Below are 17,864 nucleotides of genomic sequence, written 5' to 3'. Positions count from 1 at the left end.
GCCATCGTGTTGTAATGCTAAATTCTTAAGGTGAATCTATCTACATTTACAACTCTCTCACTCACTTTATCATGAAATGAATAGAAAGTTAAAGATAAACATAAGAGAGGTTGACTATTAGAGTCAACCTCTCTTATGTTTATTTTGTTACCTCAATTAATAAATCGCCTGTTTGAATCGCTTCACCATTTGATACATAAATTTCTTTCACTGTTCCATCAAATGGTGCTTGAACAGTTGTTTCCATTTTCATCGCTTCTGTAATCATTAAATGATCACCTTTTTTCACCTGTTCGCCTTTTTCTGCAATAACTTTAATGACAGTACCCGGCATAGAAGCCCCGATATGATCTGGATTTCCTTTATCCGCCTTTTGCTTTGCGTTAACTGTTGTTTTAATATTTAAGTCTTTTATAAACACTTCACGAGGCTGACCATTTAATTCAAAATAAACAACGCGCGTGCCATCAAGCTGAGGTTGTCCAATTGAAACTAATTTCACAATTAATGTTTTGCCTGTTTCAATTTCTATTTCAATTTCTTCTCCTAAGCGCATGCCATAGAAAAATGTTGGCGTATCAAGAACAGACAAATCACCAAACTGTTCATGTAATTCAATGAAGTCCATATACACTTTTGGATACAGCGCATAGGAAAGTAAATCATGACTTGTTACTTGACGATCAAGTTTTCCGTACAGCGTTTCTTTTAATTCATGAAAGTTAATAGGCTCTAATAACTCTCCAGGACGTGTTGTAATGGCTTCTTTTCCCTTTAAAATAATTTGCTGCAGTTCTTTCGGGAACCCTTGATACGGCTGTCCCAAATAGCCTTGGAAAAACTCTACAACAGAATCCGGAAAATCTAATGAAGCGCCTTTTTCATAAATATCATCTTCTGTCAGATTATTTTGCACCATATAAAGAGCCATATCGCCGACGATTTTTGAGGATGGCGTTACTTTTACAACATCACCAAATAAATCATTCACACGGCGGTACATTCGTTTGACTTCATCCCAACGCTCGCCAAGTCCTACTCCTTTTGCCTGCTGCTGCAGATTGCTGTATTGACCGCCCGGCATTTCATGCTCATACACTTCTGTATGCGGCGCATTCATGCCGCTTTCAAAGCCTGCATAATATTTTCTTGTGTCTTCCCAATAATGAGAAAGCTCTTCAAGCGCTTCAATCCTTACATCCGGCTGACGTTCAGAGCCTTGGAGCGCGTAATAAAGCGTGTTGGCACTCGGCTGTGAAGTAAGACCGGCCATTGAGCTTACCGCCACATCGACAATATCCACCCCTGCTTCAACAGCTTTTGCATACGTGTAAATACCATTGCCGCTTGTGTCATGAGTATGAAGATGAATTGGTATATCAATTGTTCCTTTTAACGTTGAAATTAATTCATAAGCGGCCTGCGGTTTTAAAAGACCGGCCATATCTTTAATACCTAAAATATGGGCCCCAGAATCTTGAAGTTCTTTTGCTAAATTTTTGTAATAAGCTAAACTGTATTTCGTACGTCCAGCATCTAAAATGTCCCCTGTATAGCACATTGAAGCTTCGGCAACTTTTCCGGATTCTCTTACACTTTCAATTGCAAGCTTCATGCCGTCAACCCAGTTCAAGCTGTCAAAAATACGGAAGACATCTATGCCTGCTTCTGCAGAACGCTGAACAAATTCATTAATAACGTTGTCGGGATAATTTTTATAGCCAACCGCATTTGAAGCGCGGAGAAGCATTTGAAATAAATGATTTGGCACCTGTTCTCTTAGCTTTAACAAACGGTCCCACGGATTTTCGTTTAAAAAGCGCATCGCCACATCAAAAGTTGCTCCGCCCCACATTTCCATTGAAAAAAGATTTGGAAGCATGCGGGCTGTTGGTTCGGCAATTTGCTTTAAATCATGAGTTCGAACGCGTGTAGCAAGCAGCGATTGATGACCATCACGGAACGTTGTATCCGTTAATAGTACTTTCTTTTGTTCTTTTACCCATGCAGTAAGTCCCTCTGCACCTTTTTCATCAAGAATTTGTTTTGTTCCTGACGGCATTGAATCAGTTTGTTTAATCTTTGGAATTCTTCGTTTCGGATAGGCTGGTTTCTTTTTCTTTTCGAGTCCTGGGAAGCCATTCACCGTGGTCGTTCCAATATATGTAAGCATTTTTGTACCGCGGTCTTTTCGCTTCGGAAAAACAAAAAGCTCTGGTGTTGTATCAATAAACGACGTGTCATACCGTCCTGACAAAAAGTCTTGGTGTTTAACAACATTTTCGAGAAATGAAATATTTGTTTTAATGCCGCGAATTCGAAACTCTCGCAAGTTTCTTAACATTTTTGAGGCCGCTTGATCAAACGTTAGTGCCCATGTTGAAACTTTCACAAGCAGTGAATCATAGTAAGGCGTAATCACAGAGCCTTGAAAGCCATTTCCTGCGTCTAGACGTACACCAAATCCACCGCCGCTTCGGTAGGCCATAATTTTTCCTGTATCGGGCATAAAGTTATTGCTGGGATCTTCTGTTGTAACACGCGACTGAATCGCAAATCCATGTGTATAAATTTTTTCTTGTTTTGGTACTGAGAGCGGTGCTTTGTGTAAGTGGTAACCTGCCGCAATTAAAATTTGCGACTGTACAATATCAATTCCTGTAATCATCTCTGTAATCGTATGTTCGACCTGCACCCTTGGATTGACCTCAATAAAATAAAATTTATTGTCTGGGGTTACAAGAAATTCAACGGTGCCGGCATTTAAATAGTCTACATTTTTCGCGAGACGAACAGCCGCTTCACAAATCTCTTCTCTTAGTTCATTCGTTAGCGAAACACTTGGTGCCACTTCGACCACTTTTTGGTGACGCCGCTGCACCGAGCAATCACGCTCATAAAGGTGAACGGTATTTCCATGATGATCAGCTAAAATTTGCACTTCAATATGTTTTGGATTTTCGACAAACTTCTCAACATACACGTCGTCTCCGCCAAACGCTGCTTTTGCTTCAGACTTCGCTCGTTCATAAGCCTCTTTTAATGCTTCTTGCGAACGAACGATTCTCATACCTCGACCACCGCCTCCTAATGAAGCTTTAATAATGATTGGATAACCATGATTATCGGCAAACTGTTTTACTTCTTCTAAACTTTCTACAGGACCATCTGTTCCAGGAATGACTGGAATCTCTGCTTTGATCGCTTCTGTACGTGCTTTTACTTTATCTCCAAACATAACGAGATGTTCGGACTTTGGTCCAATAAACGTAATACCCTCTTCTTCACAACGCTTTGCAAATTGCGTATTTTCAGATAAAAAACCATAACCAGGATGAATCGCATCAATTTCGTGACGTTTTGCAATTTCAATAATCCCTTCAATGTCTAAATAGGCATCAATCGGCTTTTTCCCTTCTCCAATTAAATATGCTTCATCTGCTTTATAGCGATGATAAGCGCCTGCATCTTCTTTTGAATAAATCGCAACCGTACGAATATTAAGCTCTGTACACGCACGAAATACACGAATCGCAATTTCACCGCGGTTTGCAACAAGGACTTTATTTATTGTCTTTTGTGCTGTCATACAATCTCCTCCTTCATCTTCCATATTATTGCTTATAATATATTAAATATATTGTAATGAAACGAGGATTCTACGTTAACGTTATCTTTCCTTTTGTGTTAGCTGTGTTAGTAGAATAACTCTGTTTCATGTTTACAAATGAGGAAATATTAACCAAAATACCCATAGCGATCATACTTAATACTAAAAATGATCCCCCATAACTAATAAACGGAAGCGGTACTCCTGTAATGGGAAGCAAGCCTGTAACGGCACCAAGGTTAACAATAGACTGAATAGCAAGCATGGCCGCTATCCCAATCGCAAGTAAACTGCCAAATGTATCTTTGCAGCGCATTCCAATTAAAAAACCTTTAAATACAATAAAAGCAAGCAATCCAAGCACAAATAAAACGCCAAAGATTCCTAACTCTTCTGAAATAATCGCCATAATAAAATCTGTTTGCGGTTCAGGTAAAAAGCCAAATTTTTGAATGCTTTGGCCTAATCCTCGTCCAGATACACCGCCTGATGCAATGGCAATATATGAATTAACGAGCTGATAGCCATTTCCATCTGGATCTGAAAATGGATCATAGGCTCCTGCAAAGCGGGAAGATTGTTCAGCTGTTAAAAAAAATGGAGCCGCAAATCCAATCGCTAAAACAGCTAACCCTATTAACGAGAATAAATGTTTCATTCTCATGCCGGAACAGATAATCATAACTCCTGAAATCCCAGCAATAATAAGGGCTGTTCCTAAATCCGGTTGTGAGGCTACTAATAGAAACACGACCACAATCATAATAAGAGGCGGAAGAACGGCTTTCGTAAAATCAGAAATATAAGTTTGCTTTTTTGAAAAAATCGCTGCTAAATAAATAATCATTCCAAGTTTAACAAATTCTGACGGCTGCACACTTACACCGCCAATGGATAGCCAACTTTGTGCATTGTTCGCTACCGAACCAAATACTTTAACTGACAATAATACAATGATTGACAACATAGCCACTAACTTCATAAATCGTTTATAAGCCTTATATGGAAATAACATTGTTAAAAAGAACATTACTAAAGCAATAAGCAGCCACTTTAATTGTTTTAAAAAGAAAAAATTACTGCTTTGTTTAAGTTCAATCACCGAGACAACGATACTAGAACTATATACCATTAAAAGACCAAATCCACTTAAAAGAAGGATTGCAATGATTAGGGAATAATCATAATGGCGAAACATCTTCTTTATCATTGTTGAATTCTACCTTCTTTCAAACAAATATATTTGGACAGAATTTACATATACCTTTAGTCTACTACTTTAGTTATGTACCATGTCAAGCAGCTCGCATCGCAAGAATCGAATTTTTTATAAAAGACCAGCCATCGGATTCTTTTCCATACCATCTAAATGGAACTAAATTAACAATACCAATCCACAAATTCACAGCAATAACCGGTGTAATGAGCGAAATATAAAAAGGAATATGTGCAAATTGCAATAAAATGAGAATAAAAAAAACAATTAATAGATTAATCATTGGACCTCCAACTGCAATTAAAGATTGTTTCCAGTACGGGGTTTCCACTCTTGCTTCACTTGTTGTATATCCTCCAAGAAAAAATAGTAGGTTTATTTCTATTCTTGTATTTACGGTTCGAATAGTAAAGATTGTCGGACCGCTTCCCATTACTAATACTATCTTTTTTATACGAAGAGTTTTTGCTGTAATTAAATGACCAAACTCATGACTAAATTGAGCGGTCGATAGGATTATCAAAAAGAGGAATACTGTAAAAATTAATTCAATAATTTTTCAACCCTCACCTTCAAACATTATCATTATTTTAACACATCTTCCTAAATTATTATAAAAAAACATTAAAAACCTCAGCAGTAGACCAAGTTCTTTCATACCCTCTATCTTTTTAACTAAAAATGTAAAAAACTCAAACCATCATCTGGATAGTTTGAGTTTTGGCTTATTTTTGCATGGTTGCTTCATGTAAAGCAGATAACTGTTTTTCAAGAGATTCTAGCAGTTCTTTGCCTTTTTCTTCTTCGACTAATCCAAGGCGAATTGCAAAGTCTATCTCTCTTGAAAGACCAAACATTTGTGTATCTAACACTTCCTCATAGAGAGGACATTGTGGCATCGTTAAATTTTCCATTTGCACTTCAATCAATTTAAGGATCTTATTTGCGTCAGCCGTAAGAAGTGCATAGGCTTTTTCGCGATGTTCAGCTGCTGTCTCAGTAGACATAGTGATCCCTCCGTTCTAAATGCCATGCCTGTGCATTAATCATATCTTTATTTTCATAAAATTGCAAGGTATTACATGGCGATTAATTAGAAATTTCACTTATTAGAATATGACAAAAGAAAGCACACCCTTTATACTAGTTATGAGATGGGCAATTTTATAAAAGAGGTGAACTGATGTGAGTGATATTGTACTGTTAACCGGTAACGTAGATTACACAATTACCCTGGATCCGACTGTTTGGATTTTTGATGATCGAAAAATAGAATTAGAAAGCTTGTTTCAATCTAGTAAAGAAGAAAAACAAGACTCTTTGATGGCTTACACTGAAAAAATGGCAAAAAACTGGGAACGAGAACTAACAGAAGAAAAAATTTCACCACCAGTAAATCGCAGCATAAAAAAATTTGAGAAAGAAAAAATTTTGGCTGGAACATTTGCTATCCCGTTAAAACCTTTTATTGAAAATGCAGGTCCAAAACAAGAAGCAAAGGAATTTATTGTTGAAACGTCTGATGGTCATACACATGAAATCCCTTTACATATTGCAGAACATGCCTTTTTAGGTTTTTCAAAAGACGGCAGACCATTAAGAGAAGATGGTCCTATACATTTTTACTTTGGCGATGGTTCTAATCGTAAAAATCCTGTGCGACATGTAATAAAATTTATTGTTGCCTAACAGAATAGGCAAGCCCGGAGATTGGCTCATTGGCATAGAATCCATATGAGTCAATCTCTTTATCTTTTTCTGCGCTCGCCATAATTATTTATAAAATATCGGCAGCAAGTTGTGCTAAATGGGAGCGCTCCCCTTTTTCAAGCTTCACATGTCCTGCAATCCCATAGTCCTTAAACTTTTCAATGACATATGTTAAGCCATTGTTATATTCATCTAAGTAAGGATGATCAATTTGCTGTGGATCTCCCATTAATACGATTTTACTTCCTTCCCCTACCCGCGTTAAAATTGTTTTTACTTCATGCTTAGTTAAGTTTTGTGCTTCATCAATAATAATATATTGTTCAGGTAAACTTCGCCCGCGAATATATGTTAGAGCTTCAACTTGAATTGAACCAATCCCCGCAAGGATTTTCTCTAATTCACCCGGCTTTTTCACATTAAAAAGATATTCTAAATTATCATGAATCGGCTGCATCCACGGTTTTAATTTTTCTTCTTTTTCCCCAGGTAAAAAGCCTAAATCTTTACCTACCGGCACAATCGGTCTTGCAACTAACAGCTTTTTATAACGCTTTAAATCTTCGCTAAGCATTAAACCGGCTGCCATTGCTAAAAGTGTTTTTCCAGTGCCCGCTTTTCCAACGAGCGTGACGAGGGAAACATCGTTTTGTATCAACAAATCTAACGCCATTCGCTGCTGCACATTTCGTGGAGTTATTCCCCATACATGATCATTTTCAAATGTGCATAGCTTAATCGTTTTCCCTTTTCCATCTACTTTTCCAACTGCAGATATGGAAGGCTGCAGTTCATTTTTCATAATTACAAATTGATGTGGGTAAAGGCGATACTGTGCCAATGTTGAAACAGGCAAAGTTTTAGCTTCAAAAAATTGATCAAATATATTTTTGTCCAAATAGCATTCTTTGTAACCTGAATAAATTTCATTTACTTCAATAACACGATCACTAAGAAAATCTTCTGACTCAATTCCCAGGGCATCCGCTTTCACACGGACAAGCGCATCTTTACTCACTAAAATAACATCGCGTCCATCTTTCTTTTTTTGCTCTTCAAGCATTAAATTTAATGCAACCGCAATAATCCGATTATCATTCGTTTTCTCTACAAACTTCTCCTGTAAATATTGAAATGAGCGATGGTTTAACTCAACTCTTAATACTCCTCCTGAATCTAGTGGGATTTTTTGATGTAATTTCCCTCTTTGTCTTAAATTATCAATTGTTTTTGAAACCTGCCTTGCATTTCTACCAATTTCATCCATGTATCTTTTTTTAGAATCTACCTCTTCTAAAACAACAGCAGGTATAACAACTTCATTGTCTCTAAACGTAAAAATTGCATTAGGGTCTTGCAAAAGTACATTCGTATCTAGAACGTATATTTTGCTCAACGGTTCGCCTCCTGACTTAGAAGTGTTCGGTTCACTAGATGCTATGTTTGGACAACGTTTCTACTATAAATGTATGAACAACTGAATAAACTTAGACGATTTAACAAAAAATAGATAAAAATAATTTGTAGAAAGAAAGGATGTACAATAGAGTGAAACGGCTTTGTATGAATCTTATCCTATGTTTTCTTCTATTAATCGGATGTCAAAATTCTGCACAAGAAAATGCGCAAGAAAATACACAATCCCAAAATGATCTTATTCATGTAAAGCAAACGGTACCTAAAAATGGCGTTGAAGAAAAGAGTGCCTCACAAATTGCTGAGCACCTTGTTGAAATAGCCACCGCTGTTCCCGATGTGGATGATGCGACCGCCATCGTGACCGGAAAGTATGCGGTAGTAGGCATTGATGTAAATCGAAAGCTTGATCGTTCCCGTGTAGGTACAATTAAATATACGGTCGCCGAAGCCTTAAAGAAAGATCCATACGGCGCGAATGCTGTTGTAACGGCAGATATTGATACGGTCTATCGTTTGCGTCAAATGGCCAAACAAATTAAGCAGGGACATCCTATTTCAGGAATTATGGAAGAGCTTTCAGCAATTGTCGGTCGGATTGTTCCTGAAGTACCAACTGACATTAAAGGAGACACGCCAAACCCTACTGAAACAGGAGACAAGCAGCTGCCAAAAGAAGAAGAACAACAATTGGAGAAACAACAGGAGAAGCAGGACCTTAATCGTTAATATAAGAAAAGCTTAGTGAAATTCACTAAGCTTTTCTCATTGCATCCATTACCTGCTTATCTAATTTAGCTGCTGCTTGAGCATCATATGTTTTTTCATACTTTGGTTCAACTGAAATTTTAGAACCATAAAACATCACATCACGCACTTCATTAACAGAAACTTCCATTAATGCAAGTTTCAATGGTACTCCTTCCATTTTTTCTACCTTTACAGAAGCATCGCCTGCAATAGAATATGTAGATTCGGCTCCAATTAAATTAAAGACCACTTTAGGATTGCTGCCTACATTCGTTACAATACGAGAACGATTGTCTACAGCAAAGCGAATGGTTTTCGTATCAGGCGCATAAATCCATGAAATTGCGCTTACATTCGGTCCACCTGTTTCATGATCAACAGTCGATAGTGTAATAAAACGCTCTGACTGCAACAATTCAAATAATTGTTCAGTTAATTCTGTTTCTACTTTATTTGCCATAATACCCCTCCTATATGTATTAAAATTCCTGCTACCCTTATACTATACCTATTTTTCCATAAAGTTAAAACCTTAAATTATACAGTTCCACAAAAACTTAATATAACCATACTAAAAACTAAGCTGGGTTTATACATCATTTAAAATTGATTAGTGATTGTCAATAACGTTTATTATATACTACAATTATAGGTATATGTGAGGTGTAATAATGAGAGTAAAATGTGTAATATGCGATAAAATTGAAAAAATTGATGATGAATCATTAATCGCAAAAAAACTGCGCAATCGTCCTATTCATACTTATATGTGTGAAGACTGTAAGCAGCGTATTGGGGAACGTACAAAAGAACGATTTGCAACTGGGAAATTTAAGCTTTATAAAAATGAAAAAACAGATGAAGATTGGTAAAAGTAAGCGGAAGGATAAGATCCTTCCGCTTACTGATTATATTTTGGTTCAGATTCAATCGATTGAAGCAGTGCATCAACAAGCTCAGTCGGAAATTGATAATGGCCTTGTTTCTTCCCTTTCACATAATAAACATGATAAAGGTGTTCATCCTCCTGCACATTTAACTCTTCAATACCGTGATCTTTCACTAAGATTTCTTCAAAAAATTGATACGTATCTTGTGCAGAAACATCATTTGGCCGCTCTTCTGCTACACGTTTAATACTCAACCAATTATAGATGGTATCTTGCAATGTCATACAAAACACCCCTTTACTATGAAGGTTTTAATTGTTTTAACGATTGTTTAAGAGACTGATTTCCCCTCTTGTTTTCTAGCTCTATGAAGACGAAACCTGTAAATCCCAAGAAAGACTGCTGCACATACAAGCCCTTCTGCGATTGGTAAACCAATCGCAAAAAACGTTAAAATCAAACAACCAATAATCATGACAACATAAACAACCACTGATTTTAGTAATGGAAGCTTTCTAGCAAATCCAAGCTTGTATACAATAATGCAAAAAAGCGTTACCATTAAATACAGCAGAAAAAAGCCAGTAACAGGATCTTGATCTATTCCAACGAGCATCGCAAAGCTTGACAACCCTTCAGGTACTGCATTAGCAATGTCTTGTTCCACGATGATCCACCTCTTTTATTTTTTAATAGAATTTCATCCATAAAAGAAGGAGGATTTTATATAAAATCAAAACCCTCCACTTTTTTAATTCATTAGTTTTTTGCTGCTAACTTTTTCTTTTTCGCAGCTTTTTCACGTTCATTTTTATCTAAGATTTTTTTACGAAGACGAATTGATTCTGGTGTTACTTCACAATACTCATCTTCATTTAAATACTCTAATGCTTCTTCAAGCGTCATAATACGAGGCTTTTTCATTGTTACAGTTGTATCTTTTGTTGCAGAACGAACGTTTGTCGCATGTTTCGCTTTTACGATATTAACCGTTAAGTCATTATCTCTTGTATGCTCTCCAACGATCATACCTTCATAAATTTCTGCACCTGGCTCAACAAAGATTGTACCGCGATCTTCTACGCCAATGATTCCGTATTGTGTCGCTTTACCGTTTTCCATTGATACAAGAACACCTTGACGACGCCCACCAACATTTCCTTCAACCATTTTTTGGTAACTGTCAAACGAATGATTTAAAATACCATAACCTTTTGTTTGCGTTAAAAATTCTGTTGAATATCCGATTAATCCACGCGCTGGAACCATAAACTCAAGACGAACTTGTCCATCTCCATTATTGACCATGTTTACCATTTCACCTTTACGAGCTCCAAGTGACTCCATAACAGAACCTGTAAACTCTTCAGGAACATCGATTTGAACACGTTCCACCGGCTCGCAGCGAACTCCATCAATTTCACGCACAATAACTTCAGGCTTTGATACTTGAAGCTCATATCCTTCACGACGCATATTTTCAATTAAAATAGACAAGTGAAGCTCACCGCGTCCTGATACAATCCACGCATCTGGTGAATCGGTATTTTCAACACGTAAACTTACGTCTGTCTCAAGCTGAGCACGAAGGCGTTCTTCTACTTTACGACTTGTAATGTATTTACCTTCACGACCTGCAAACGGACTGTTGTTTACTAAGAACGTCATTTGAAGTGTTGGTTCATCAATACGAAGAATTGGAAGCGCCTCTTGATGTTCAACAGGGCAAACCGTTTCTCCTACATTGATTTCTTCCATTCCTGACACTGCGACAAGGTCGCCCGCTTTTGCTTCATTGATTTCAATACGCTTTAATCCTAAAAAACCAAATAATTTCGTAACACGGAAATTTTTCACAGTTCCATCAATTTTCATTAAGGCAACTTGCTGTCCAACTTGAATTGTTCCTCTAAATACTCGACCAATTCCAACACGACCTAAATAATCGTTATAATCAAGCATTGTTACTTGGAATTGAAGAGGCTCGTCACTGTTGTCGATTGGAGCTGGGATGTTTTCAATGACAGTATTGAATAATGCGTTCATGTTTTCGTCTTGTGTATCTGGATCTACGCTTGCTGTACCGTTAATCGCTGAAGCATACACAACTGGGAATTCAAGCTGATCTTCTTCTGCTCCAAGCTCAATAAATAAATCAATTACTTCATCTACTACTTCTAATGGACGCGCAAATGGACGGTCAACTTTGTTTACAACAACAATTGGTGTAAGCTTTTGTTCAAGCGCTTTTTTTAATACGAAGCGTGTTTGCGGCATACAGCCTTCATAGGCATCAACAACAAGAAGCACACCGTCTACCATTTTCATAATACGTTCTACTTCTCCACCGAAGTCAGCGTGTCCTGGTGTATCCATAATATTTATACGAGTGCCTTCATAATTGATGGCAGTATTTTTAGCTAAAATTGTAATTCCGCGCTCTTTTTCTAATGCGTTAGAGTCCATTGCACGTTCATCAACCTGCTCATTTTCACGAAATGTTCCTGATTGATGCAGCAGTTGGTCAACTAACGTTGTTTTTCCGTGGTCAACGTGTGCAATAATTGCGATATTACGAATATCATTACGTTGTTTCGTCATGAATTTATCTCTCCATTTCACCCTAATTAATAACTCGTCTATTATAACACAAATAAAATCAAATAATAAAAGTATTTCTGCTTAATATTTATGTTAAAATGTTAATTGTAAAGTTGTATGCGTCTTCATATTTATTTGTTTTGATACGGAGGGTTATGTATGAACAAGCAAAATGCCTTTTTTTTATTTCTTGCAGTACTAGTCGTCTTTTTTATTTTACTTGTCGGGGTTTTAATTGCTGAAGGCCAAGGAATTGCGGCTGTCCTTTCATTTCTTGCTTCCTTTGTGTTAATGGGTGTTGGATTTCGTTTGAAAAAGAAGTGGAATACTCAAGCAGATCAATAGGGGTTACTATAAAGTAAGAGACTGACTCAATCGAGTCAGCCTCTTACTTTATAAAGGAAGTGCCAGCAGTAAATATTCATTTCCTTTTTCATCATAATCCATTTTATACTGTTCAAAACCTATTTTCCCTAAAAACTGCATCCAGTTAAGACATTGAGCCGGACATGCCGCATACAGAACTTTTGCACCTTTTTTACGTTCTTCCTCTGCTAATACCTCTAAAATAAGACGACCAATCCCCTCTCCCTTTTGGCTAACGATAATTGTGCCGAGCCATGGCTCTTCATTCCTAACTTTTGTTAAATGATATGTAAAAGCAGTCTTTTCATCTAAATTCCATATTCGCCATTCGCCATTCTCATACTGATAATGATTAATCCATCTTTCCACGTCAGCATGAGTTGGATTCGAACTGCCGAGCTCCCATAAACTCCATTCCTTAGACAAGCTGCTTAAAGAGGTCATCAATGCTTGATCGTCTCTTTTCATTTTTCGAAACGTTAACGATGAGCGGTTCATAGCGATACCTTATTCATGGTCAGCAGATTGCTTTAAAATAAAATGATGTAAGATTTCATCATGAAGAACAGGCTTGCCAACAAAAACAGGATTTTGCTGCAGCAGTTTTATTGGTTTTCCATATAAATTTGTTGCCACACCACTGACTTCTTGAATAAGAAGAATGCCTGCCGCAAAATCCCAAGGAGATAAACGCAAGGTCATATAAGCATCAAGTCTTCCCGAAGCGACGTAAGCCATTTCAATTGCTGCAGATCCATAAGAACGTGTCCCTCTTACAGCTTTTACAAGCGGTGCTAGCACCTCAGCATCAATTCGTTTATTTTCTGTTACCCATGTCGAATTAAGACCGATTACCGCTTCGCTTAAAGGTACACTGTTTAACTTAGGTAACGCCACTTCATTTAAGTAAGCACCGCTGCCGACAATACAATGAAACAATTCACCGGCAACAACATCATAAATAATGCCTACTTTTCCGACACCATCTTGATAAATCCCTATTGAAATTGCAAAATTTCGCTGCTGATGAACAAAATTCATTGTTCCATCAATGGGGTCAATTATCCAAAGTGTTCCCTCTTGGGACGTTACCTCATCTCCAAATCCTTCTTCACCAAGTATTTTATGGGTAGGGTATGTGGACTTTATTTTCTCAATAAAAAACTGCTCTGTTTTTTGATCCATATCTGTCACTAAGTCAGAAGGATTTGATTTAAAATTAATCATTCTCTCCTCTGAAAAAGACGATAAAATAATTTCTCCAGCTTCTTTTGTCCATTGCATGGCTTTATTGCTTATTTCATTCCAATTTTCTACTTTCATTAATTCCGCTCCTTATCCTGAATAAATATGCATACCCTATTGATAATCAAAGAAATGGCATTTTATTCTTTTAACTCTATTATGACATAAAATTAAGAAGCTCGCTTTTTTACAGATTATTTATTTAAGTATACAAAAAAAGCAGCCCTACATGGATAGGACTGCTTTTTTAGACTAAGCTTCCAGACGAATAAGTTCCTGCCGCAGTTTTTCAAGGCGTTTTTTCGTTAAATTCATTGTTTCAATATCTTCTGCGATCATTGCATCGTGTAGAGTTGCCAATTCATAATCCACTTCTAACCGAAGCACCGGAATCCTCTTTTCAGCATCTGTCCTTTTTAATGTTTGAATCACTTGTTTCATGGTAACCTACACCCCTTTTCTTTTCATTTTAATGAAACCGACCGGACAATTTGACTAAATTTTCTGATTTTTCATTCTTTATTAATATATACTATGAGCCGTTCATGATGTATGCAACTATTTTGTTTAAGTATATTTTTCCACTTCTAACAAAATTCAAACCCTGAGTTTCCTTTCTTTTTGAAAAAACGACATTGTGATACACTACAGATGGCTTATACCTTCACACTCGTCTACACACCTAACCAACAATAAGGAGAGATTAGATGGAGCTTCACACACTAACACATACAGATTTTAATGTTTTTAATGTACATGGACTAGACGCTAGAATGGAACAGTTAATCACACATGTGCGACCAAAGCTTGAACAGCTTGGTCACTATTTCTCGCCCACATTATCGACACTTACCGGTAATGAAATGTTTTTCCATGTTGCAAAACATGCTAGGCGAACCGTCAATCCCCCTAAAGATACATGGGTTGCTTTTAGTTCAAATAAGAGAGGTTATAAACAGCTTCCGCACTTTCAAATCGGCCTTTGGGAAAGTCATGTGTTTGTTTGGTTTGCACTCATTTATGAATGCCCAATTAAACAAGCCTATGCTGTTGAGTTAGAAAAAGTTCATAAAGAACTAAGAGAGGAAATTCCACCAGACTTTGTTTGGTCAGTTGATCATACTAAGAAAGACGTTTTAAAAAACAGCGAGTTGGATGATGAAGCATTTTTAAAACTAGTAGAGCGTTTAAAAACCGTCAAAAAGGCTGAGCTTTTATGCGGCATTCAAATTCCGCGTGAAGAGGCCGTTTCGTTAAGCGAAAATGCTTTTATAGAGAAAATTGAAACTACATTTAAAACCGTTATACCTCTGTATCACTTAGCCGCTCATGCTGTCTGCTAATTCAATGGTTGAAAAAAGGAACGAATTCTCGTTCCTTTTTTATTTTTGAAAGTTTCCATAAATTTGTTCAGCTTCTTTAATCATTCGATTCACAAGCTCAGCAGCGCTTGGGATATCAGAAATTTGTCCAATAACCTGCCCCGCCCAAGCAAACCCTTCTTCCGACTTTGCTTCATAAATATATCTTCTATTTGCCTCACCGTTTATTAAGTCTTGTAACGCATTATATGTAGGAGACTTTTGTTCTATGTCTAATATTTTTTCAGTCCAATTATTTTTTAATGCTCGAGCTGGGGCCCCAATACTTTTTTTAATCACAACGGTATCTGTTTCCTTGCTTTCAATAAGTTTTTGTTTATAAAACTCATGGGCATGCACACATTCTTTCGTTGCGATAAATCGTGTTCCCATTTCAATTCCTTCGGCTCCTAAGGAAAGAGCGGCCATTAATCCTCTCCCATCTCCAATTCCACCAGAAGCAATAACAGGAATGGACACACTGTCTACAACCCTTGGAACAAGAACAATCGTGCCAACATCATGTTTTCCTAAATGACCGCCCCCCTCATGTCCTACAACCATAACAGCATCTGCTCCAAGCTCTTCCGCTTTTACCGCTTGTCTTACTGCTGCTACAAGAACAAGCTTTTTCACAGAAACACCTTCAAGCATGTTAAAAATAGGGGCTGGATTTCCTCCTGTCATCGAAATAACAGGAACTTTTTCATCAACAGCAGCTTGAAGCATTGCTTCAAACGGGCGATTATGCTGTCCAATCGCAAAATTGACACCAAATGGACATTTTGTCTTTTCTCTTACCTTATGGATTTCTTCTTTTAATTCTTCTGGTGATGATAAGCTCATTGCTGTAATTTGTCCCAATCCACCTGCATTTGAAACGGCTGCAGCTAAATCAGCATAAGCAAGATAAGCAAGTCCTCCTTGGATAATCGGATAACGAATGCCTAATAAATTTGATACTCTTGTGTTCCAATTCATAAATACTCTCTTCCTTTCCCTTTATTATCAAAAATTTCTCTTGCAAATCTAATGGAATTTGATATACTTCATCTTGTTTTATATGATGTAATTAACTATTCTATGTAAGAGGTGACGAGTTTGTCCCAGTTTGAAACACCATTATTTACTGGATTACAAGAACACGCTAAAAAAAACCCGATTCAATTTCATATTCCTGGTCATAAAAAAGGGGCTGGCATGAACCCAGAATTCCGAGAATTTATCGGAGAAAATGCTTTATCAATTGACTTAATTAACATACAGCCGCTTGATGATCTTCACCACCCAAAAGGGATGATTAAAAAAGCACAAAAACTAGCTGCCGAAGCTTTCGGTGCTGATGCAACGTTTTTTTCTGTTCAAGGTACGAGCGGCGCGATTATGACAATGGTAATGACTGTTTGTTCGCCTGGAGATAAGATTATCGTACCACGAAATGTGCATAAATCGGTAATGTCTGCGATTATTTTTTCAGGGGCAACACCCATTTTTATTCATCCTGAAATTGATCCTGAACTTGGAATCTCACATGGTATTACGACAGATGCTGTTGAAAAAGCGTTAGAACAGCATCCAGATGCAAAAGGTGTCCTTGTTATTAATCCTACTTATTTTGGGATTGCTGCAAATTTAAAAGAAATTGTTGATCTTGCTCATTCCTATGATGTGCCGGTACTTGTTGATGAAGCACATGGCGTGCATATCCATTTTCATGATGAGCTGCCGCTTTCAGCGATGCAGGCAGGTGCTGATATGGCAGCAACGAGTGTGCATAAATTAGGAGGCTCTTTAACCCAAAGTTCTATTTTAAATGTTAAAGAAGGTCTCGTATCAATTAAACGTATTCAAACGATTATCAGCATGCTTACGACTACTTCGACTTCCTACCTTTTACTTGCGTCGCTTGATGCTGCAAGAAAATATTTAGCAACAGAAGGAAAAGCATTAATAAGTCAAACAATCAACCTTGCAAATGAAACAAGAAAACAAATTAATGAAATTCCAAACCTTTACTGTGTTGGAAAAGAAATTTTAGGAACAAAAGCTGCTTATGATTATGATCCAACGAAATTAATTATTTCTATTAAACAATTAGGTTGTACCGGCTATGATGTGGAAGTATGGCTTCGAAAACATTATAACATTGAAGTAGAATTATCTGATTTATACAACATTTTATGTATTATTACACCAGGAGATACAATTGAAACGACTTCAATCTTAGTGCATGCTCTTAAAGAGTTATCTAAAGAATATGAAACAGGAACATTTCAAACATCTCCAATACGTGTTCATGTACCTGACATTCCAGTATTATCTCTGTCACCGCGGGATGCTTTCTATTCGGAAACCGAAGTGGTTCCTCTCAAAGAATCGGCTGGAAGAATTATCGCTGAATTTGTAATGGTGTATCCGCCCGGCATTCCTATTTTTATTCCTGGTGAAATTATTACAGAAGATAACCTTACTTATATTCACGAAAATATTGAAGCAGGCCTTCCTGTTCAGGGACCTGAAGATGTTTCCTTAAAAATGATTCGCGTCATTAAAGAACATAAAGCAATTAAATAAAAAGAGGCTGGGACAAAACCCTAGTCTGAAAACCTAAAAAGCATGTGAAATTTTACGCTCAGTAAAATTTCACATGCTTTTATTTTTTTCATAATAAAAAGGACATCTTCTGATAAAATTTAAGT

Annotated in this window: 19 protein-coding genes; 6 read left to right on the top strand and 13 right to left on the bottom strand. The window is 37.1% G+C overall.

What is annotated here, in order from left to right:
- Positions 1-139: 139 nt before the first annotated feature.
- The 4 genes from pyc to DS031_RS10880 all read right to left on the bottom strand — a co-directional run bounded on the left by pyc (position 140) and on the right by DS031_RS10880 (position 5,833).
- On the bottom strand, positions 140-3,589 hold the full coding sequence (pyc, locus tag DS031_RS10895; RefSeq protein ID WP_113806111.1) for a pyruvate carboxylase: 3,450 nt from the start codon (positions 3,587-3,589) through the stop codon (positions 140-142).
- 70 nt (positions 3,590-3,659) lie between these two features.
- Entirely contained in the window at positions 3,660-4,820 is a 1,161-nt protein-coding gene (gene ftsW / locus DS031_RS10890) for a putative lipid II flippase FtsW (protein ID WP_113806110.1), read from the bottom strand.
- Positions 4,821-4,905: 85 nt separating this feature from the next.
- On the bottom strand, positions 4,906-5,349 hold the full coding sequence (locus tag DS031_RS10885) for a site-2 protease family protein (protein WP_181833112.1): 444 nt from the start codon (positions 5,347-5,349) through the stop codon (positions 4,906-4,908).
- Positions 5,350-5,551: 202 nt separating this feature from the next.
- Complete coding sequence (locus tag DS031_RS10880; RefSeq protein WP_113806108.1) at positions 5,552-5,833, bottom strand: Fpa/YlaN family protein; 282 nt, start codon at positions 5,831-5,833, stop codon at positions 5,552-5,554.
- A gap of 178 nt (positions 5,834-6,011) precedes the next feature.
- Here DS031_RS10880 and DS031_RS10875 point away from each other — a divergent pair, with 178 nt between their 5' ends.
- Positions 6,012-6,515: a molybdopterin-binding protein gene (locus DS031_RS10875; RefSeq protein ID WP_113806107.1), complete on the top strand. Its 504-nt coding sequence runs from the start codon at positions 6,012-6,014 to the stop codon at positions 6,513-6,515.
- Positions 6,516-6,603: 88 nt separating this feature from the next.
- On the opposite strand, the gene DS031_RS10870 is transcribed toward DS031_RS10875, so the two are convergent.
- The gene (locus tag DS031_RS10870) at positions 6,604-7,932 is read right to left on the bottom strand and encodes a PhoH family protein (protein ID WP_113806106.1); all 1,329 of its coding nucleotides are present in this window, start codon (positions 7,930-7,932) and stop codon (positions 6,604-6,606) included.
- Positions 7,933-8,084: 152 nt separating this feature from the next.
- On the opposite strand from DS031_RS10870, the gene DS031_RS10865 reads away from it, so the two are divergent.
- Entirely contained in the window at positions 8,085-8,681 is a 597-nt protein-coding gene (locus DS031_RS10865; protein WP_425451963.1) for a YhcN/YlaJ family sporulation lipoprotein, read from the top strand.
- A 25-nt stretch (positions 8,682-8,706) separates the two neighbouring features.
- Here DS031_RS10865 and DS031_RS10860 read toward each other — a convergent pair whose 3' ends face one another.
- Positions 8,707-9,162: a pyridoxamine 5'-phosphate oxidase family protein gene (locus DS031_RS10860; RefSeq protein ID WP_113806104.1), complete on the bottom strand. Its 456-nt coding sequence runs from the start codon at positions 9,160-9,162 to the stop codon at positions 8,707-8,709.
- A gap of 211 nt (positions 9,163-9,373) precedes the next feature.
- On the opposite strand from DS031_RS10860, the gene DS031_RS10855 reads away from it, so the two are divergent.
- Complete coding sequence (locus DS031_RS10855) at positions 9,374-9,574, top strand: YlaI family protein (RefSeq protein WP_113806103.1); 201 nt, start codon at positions 9,374-9,376, stop codon at positions 9,572-9,574.
- Between the two features lie 29 nt (positions 9,575-9,603).
- On the opposite strand, the gene DS031_RS10850 is transcribed toward DS031_RS10855, so the two are convergent.
- The 3 genes from DS031_RS10850 to typA form a co-directional block, all read right to left on the bottom strand.
- The gene (locus DS031_RS10850) at positions 9,604-9,876 is read right to left on the bottom strand and encodes a hypothetical protein (RefSeq protein ID WP_113806102.1); all 273 of its coding nucleotides are present in this window, start codon (positions 9,874-9,876) and stop codon (positions 9,604-9,606) included.
- Positions 9,877-9,923: 47 nt separating this feature from the next.
- A complete protein-coding gene (locus DS031_RS10845) occupies positions 9,924-10,208 on the bottom strand; it encodes a YlaH-like family protein (protein WP_181833123.1) in 285 nt (94 codons plus the stop codon).
- Positions 10,209-10,351: 143 nt separating this feature from the next.
- The gene (gene typA / locus DS031_RS10840) at positions 10,352-12,193 is read right to left on the bottom strand and encodes a translational GTPase TypA (RefSeq protein WP_113806100.1); all 1,842 of its coding nucleotides are present in this window, start codon (positions 12,191-12,193) and stop codon (positions 10,352-10,354) included.
- A 159-nt stretch (positions 12,194-12,352) separates the two neighbouring features.
- Between typA and DS031_RS10835 the strand changes: the two genes are divergently transcribed.
- On the top strand, positions 12,353-12,538 hold the full coding sequence (locus DS031_RS10835) for a DUF5325 family protein (protein WP_113806099.1): 186 nt from the start codon (positions 12,353-12,355) through the stop codon (positions 12,536-12,538).
- Positions 12,539-12,586: 48 nt separating this feature from the next.
- Here the strand turns inward: DS031_RS10835 and DS031_RS10830 are convergent, their stop codons facing one another.
- The 3 genes from DS031_RS10830 to DS031_RS10820 form a co-directional block, all read right to left on the bottom strand.
- Entirely contained in the window at positions 12,587-13,057 is a 471-nt protein-coding gene (locus tag DS031_RS10830) for a hypothetical protein (protein WP_113806098.1), read from the bottom strand.
- Between the two features lie 9 nt (positions 13,058-13,066).
- Complete coding sequence (locus tag DS031_RS10825; protein ID WP_113806097.1) at positions 13,067-13,882, bottom strand: inositol monophosphatase family protein; 816 nt, start codon at positions 13,880-13,882, stop codon at positions 13,067-13,069.
- 174 nt (positions 13,883-14,056) lie between these two features.
- Positions 14,057-14,245 (bottom strand): hypothetical protein, encoded by a 189-nt coding sequence (locus DS031_RS10820; protein ID WP_113806096.1) that lies wholly within the window; start codon positions 14,243-14,245, stop codon positions 14,057-14,059.
- A gap of 266 nt (positions 14,246-14,511) precedes the next feature.
- On the opposite strand from DS031_RS10820, the gene DS031_RS10815 reads away from it, so the two are divergent.
- Entirely contained in the window at positions 14,512-15,147 is a 636-nt protein-coding gene (locus DS031_RS10815; RefSeq protein ID WP_113806095.1) for a YktB family protein, read from the top strand.
- A 39-nt stretch (positions 15,148-15,186) separates the two neighbouring features.
- Here the strand turns inward: DS031_RS10815 and DS031_RS10810 are convergent, their stop codons facing one another.
- Positions 15,187-16,146: an NAD(P)H-dependent flavin oxidoreductase gene (locus DS031_RS10810; RefSeq protein ID WP_113806094.1), complete on the bottom strand. Its 960-nt coding sequence runs from the start codon at positions 16,144-16,146 to the stop codon at positions 15,187-15,189.
- A gap of 120 nt (positions 16,147-16,266) precedes the next feature.
- Between DS031_RS10810 and DS031_RS10805 the strand changes: the two genes are divergently transcribed.
- Positions 16,267-17,739 carry an aminotransferase class I/II-fold pyridoxal phosphate-dependent enzyme gene (locus DS031_RS10805; protein WP_113806093.1) on the top strand — a complete coding sequence of 491 codons (1,473 nt, stop codon included), beginning with the start codon at positions 16,267-16,269 and terminating at the stop codon, positions 17,737-17,739.
- Positions 17,740-17,864: the final 125 nt, after the last annotated feature.

It is taken from the genome of Bacillus taeanensis, assembly GCF_003318295.1.
GTDB lineage: Bacteria > Bacillota > Bacilli > Bacillales > UBA6769 > Maribacillus > Maribacillus taeanensis.
The sequence above is the reverse complement of the archived record's forward strand: the minus strand, read 5'-3'. Positions and strand labels throughout refer to the sequence as shown.

Excerpts from the sequence above, each read along its gene's own strand:
- pyc (WP_113806111.1), bottom strand. The coding sequence starts at position 3,589 with ATGACAGCACAAAAGACAATAAATAAAGTCCTTGTTGCAAACCGCGGT.
- ftsW (WP_113806110.1), bottom strand. The coding sequence starts at position 4,820 with ATGATAAAGAAGATGTTTCGCCATTATGATTATTCCCTAATCATTGCA.
- DS031_RS10880 (WP_113806108.1), bottom strand. The coding sequence starts at position 5,833 with ATGTCTACTGAGACAGCAGCTGAACATCGCGAAAAAGCCTATGCACTT.
- DS031_RS10860 (WP_113806104.1), bottom strand. The coding sequence starts at position 9,162 with ATGGCAAATAAAGTAGAAACAGAATTAACTGAACAATTATTTGAATTG.
- DS031_RS10855 (WP_113806103.1), top strand. The coding sequence starts at position 9,374 with ATGAGAGTAAAATGTGTAATATGCGATAAAATTGAAAAAATTGATGAT.
- DS031_RS10850 (WP_113806102.1), bottom strand. The coding sequence starts at position 9,876 with ATGACATTGCAAGATACCATCTATAATTGGTTGAGTATTAAACGTGTA.
- DS031_RS10845 (WP_181833123.1), bottom strand. The coding sequence starts at position 10,208 with ATGCTCGTTGGAATAGATCAAGATCCTGTTACTGGCTTTTTTCTGCTG.
- typA (WP_113806100.1), bottom strand. The coding sequence starts at position 12,193 with ATGACGAAACAACGTAATGATATTCGTAATATCGCAATTATTGCACAC.
- DS031_RS10835 (WP_113806099.1), top strand. The coding sequence starts at position 12,353 with ATGAACAAGCAAAATGCCTTTTTTTTATTTCTTGCAGTACTAGTCGTC.
- DS031_RS10830 (WP_113806098.1), bottom strand. The coding sequence starts at position 13,057 with ATGAACCGCTCATCGTTAACGTTTCGAAAAATGAAAAGAGACGATCAA.
- DS031_RS10825 (WP_113806097.1), bottom strand. The coding sequence starts at position 13,882 with ATGAAAGTAGAAAATTGGAATGAAATAAGCAATAAAGCCATGCAATGG.
- DS031_RS10820 (WP_113806096.1), bottom strand. The coding sequence starts at position 14,245 with ATGAAACAAGTGATTCAAACATTAAAAAGGACAGATGCTGAAAAGAGG.
- DS031_RS10815 (WP_113806095.1), top strand. The coding sequence starts at position 14,512 with ATGGAGCTTCACACACTAACACATACAGATTTTAATGTTTTTAATGTA.
- DS031_RS10810 (WP_113806094.1), bottom strand. The coding sequence starts at position 16,146 with ATGAATTGGAACACAAGAGTATCAAATTTATTAGGCATTCGTTATCCG.